Source organism: Microvirga sp. P4_G7 (assembly GCF_056401005.1).
The window spans coordinates 1-3,352 of record NZ_JBFUKD010000419.1 but is presented as its reverse complement, the minus strand read 5'-3'; the positions used below and the strand labels follow the sequence as shown (position 1 = coordinate 3,352).

The following is a 3,352-nucleotide window of genomic DNA, read 5'->3' as shown; positions in this document are numbered from 1 at the left end:
CGATGAAGGCGAGCTGCTCGCCGCTGATCAGGGTGCCGAAGTAATATTCCGTGCCGCCGTAGAATTTGAAGCTCGTCGCGGTGGTGAAGTAGCCCGCGAGGAAGGCGTTGAAATCAGTGCCGTCGGGGATCGCCGACGGTGTGGTGGTGAGAGTGCCCTTTGGCGTATCGGTCATGGCTAGCCCCGTCTTCCAGACGTGAAGGTGATCGTCGGCGCGGCGCGCCGGATTTGAGTGTCAGGTCGGGCTGTGGCGTGGTCGTCGAACGCCTGCCCAACAAAACGAGGCAAGCTCATATGGTCGTTCTAATGTATTGTCGAGCGTTATCGCAGTACTTAATAATAGATCTAAAACATATCATTATCGACTATGAGTTTAGAACCGTTCAAATATGCAGTTTATCTTGATTACAAACTAGCGATCATACGATAAGTGCATGAATAATATGCTTTTTCCGCGCTAAGTATCATCGTTCCAAGGTGCATTTGCACTGCGAGTTCCCACGGCATCAGCCAGGACGCCGTGGCAAGAGCGGCGGAGGCGAGAATTGGAATTGTCGTAAACAACGAGCTCCACGGCAGCAGCACCTGATTTCAGGTCGCTGCGAGACCGACTTTGATGAAGCCTGCGAGCGGACTACGCTCTGGTTAGACGGGTCTCGCATTCCAACGCGCTTGTGTGCTTGCGTCGCATCTAATGCGAACACCATTGCGTTTCATGCGAGCGACGATGCCAATTCTGTTTGACCAATTGCTCCGTTTGTCGCCACACGATCGGCGCAGACGATCGGCGACGTCATCTGCTGCGACGAACCGTCATCGGACACAGCTACCCCTCTCAAATCGCTCGCTCATTTTAAATCGACGCTAAAGCACGACTGGTGATTTGTTACTTGGTATTACAGCTTATGAGGTAACGGCGCGCCCCATTATAGTCGATGGTTTGACTTTACTTGCACCAGCCATCTGCTTTCGACGCCTATAGCGCTGTGTTACTTTCCAAGGAACCGTCGAACAAAGCGAGCAGGTCACGCCATGGATCCGGAATCCTTGACACTTGAACAGAGTGCGTTGCTGTCGCAAGTTGATCTTTCGGCGGGACCTTCGAACGCGATTGTCCTGGAGAATCTGAAGGACGGAACGCCCGAAAGCATCTGGCGGCCGGTGAATGGCGCCGGCGATATGAACATTCAGGGCTTCGCGACCGATATCAGCGTCGACAACGGCAACACTGTCGATTTCAAGATCGCAACTGACTCGACGAACTATCGCATCGAAATCTACCGGATGGGGTATTACGGCGGGGACGGCGCGAGGCTGATCGATACGATCGACAAGAACTTGGCCGCCCCGCAAATTCAACCACACCCCATCGTCGATTATTCGCTCGGATTGATCGATTGCGGAAATTGGTCCGTTTCGGCGAGCTGGGACGTGCCCGCCGATGCCGTATCGGGTGTGTATTTTGCCAAGCTTGTTCGCGAAGACGGAACGCCGGGCCAGAATCTCATACCGTTCATCGTCCGCAACGACGAGCAGACGAGCGACATTACATTCCAGACTTCCGACACCACATGGCAGGCCTACAACGCGTGGGGTGGCGCGAGCCTCTATTTCGGTCAGGTTCCGCTCAACCCGGACGACATGATCGCCTATAGCCCGCCCAATTGCGGCTGCGGATTGATGGCGATCGGCCGTGCCTACGCCGTCAGCTACAACCGCCCCTTCATGACGACGACGAGCCCTATGGGCGGTGCGTGGGACTACATTTTCGGCGCCGAGTATCCTGCTATCCGGTGGCTCGAGCAGAACGGGTACGACATCAACTATATTTCCGGTGTCGACTCCGCGCGCGATGGAGCTCAGCTTTTGAACACAAAGGCGTTCTTGTCGGTCGGTCACGACGAATATTGGTCCGCCGAGCAGCGCGCCAATGTCGAGGCGGCTCGCGATGCGGGCGTCAATCTGGCCTTTTGGAGCGGCAACGAAGTCTATTGGAAGACACGGTGGGAAACAAGCATCGACGGTACAGGAACGCCTTACCGGACGATGGTGAGTTACAAGGAAACGTGGGCCCATACGGACATCGATCCGAGTTCGACATCGACGGGCACCTGGCGTGATCCTCGCTTCGCAGACCCCGGCCAAGAGCCGGAGAATTCATTGACCGGCCAATTGTTCAAGGTCGATTCCTTCCGCCTCGATACCATCTCGGTTCCCTACGACTTTTCTCAGCTCAGGTTCTGGCGCAACACGGAGATCGCGGAATTGCAGCCGGGCGAGGTTGCGACCCTGCAGAAGAATCTTCTCGGTTACGAATGGGATATGGACGTCGATAACGGCTTCAGGCCAGAAGGCCTGATCAACCTCTCGCTCTCGACAGTCAGCGTCGATACCTACCTCTATGATTACGGTACAATCGTCGCTCCAGGTACGGCGACGCATAGCTTAACACTCTACCGTGCAGAAAGCGGCGCGCTCGTCTTTGGAGCAGGCACCGTCTACTGGTCATGGGGCCTCGACTCGCATCACGACGCTGAAGCCACTCCAACCGATCCGAACGTGCAGCAGGCGATGGTCAACCTGTTCGCCGACATGGGGATTCAACCTCAAACCCTTGAGGCGAGCCTGGTATTGGCGACGACGACGACCGACCACGTCGCCCCGACGGTGACGATCCTCACCCCCAATGGCGGGACGAACGTCTTCGAAGGCCAACGTCTGACGATCACCGGCACGGCCGCGGATACCGGCGGCTTGGTCGCCGGTGTGGAAGTTTCCACGGACAATGGCGCCAGCTGGCACAAGGCGACAGGTCGTGGAAACTGGACTTACACGTGGGTCACGCAAGGCGCCGGCACGTATACTGTGCTCGCCCGTGCCGTCGACGACAGCTTGAACATCGGGGCGCCCGCAGCCGGGCGAACCGTCAATGTCACGACCGGCCCCACACGGAGCCTGTTCACTTTCGCTGATCGCCCGGAAATGGAGTTCGCACCCGATACGAAAGAAGTCGAGCTCGGCGTGAAGTTTTCGAGTTATTCGTCCGGGACGATTACCGGAATCAGGTTCTACAAACCCGCACAGCTCGATGGAGCGCGCGTCGCGCACCTGTGGAGTTCAACGGGCCAGTTGCTGGGCACGGCAACATTCGACGGCATGAGCTATTCGGGTTGGCAGACCGCGACCTTCGATACGCCGATATCGATCAGCCCCGGCGTGACTTACATAGCCTCCTATCACACGCGTTTCTATTCTGCCGACGAGGATTACTTCACTGCGCCCCGCACGGTGGGCCCCCTCACCACTCCGGTCGACGCTTCTGTCTACGCATACGGCGCGAACGGAATCTTCC

At 57.1% G+C, this 3,352-nt stretch carries 1 protein-coding gene; it reads left to right on the top strand.

Features of this window, described 5'->3' with window-relative positions:
• Positions 1-1,047: 1,047 nt before the first annotated feature.
• A partial coding sequence (locus tag AC1DT3_RS15650; RefSeq protein WP_477466169.1) for a N,N-dimethylformamidase beta subunit family domain-containing protein occupies positions 1,048-3,352 on the top strand: 2,305 nt, incomplete at its 3' end.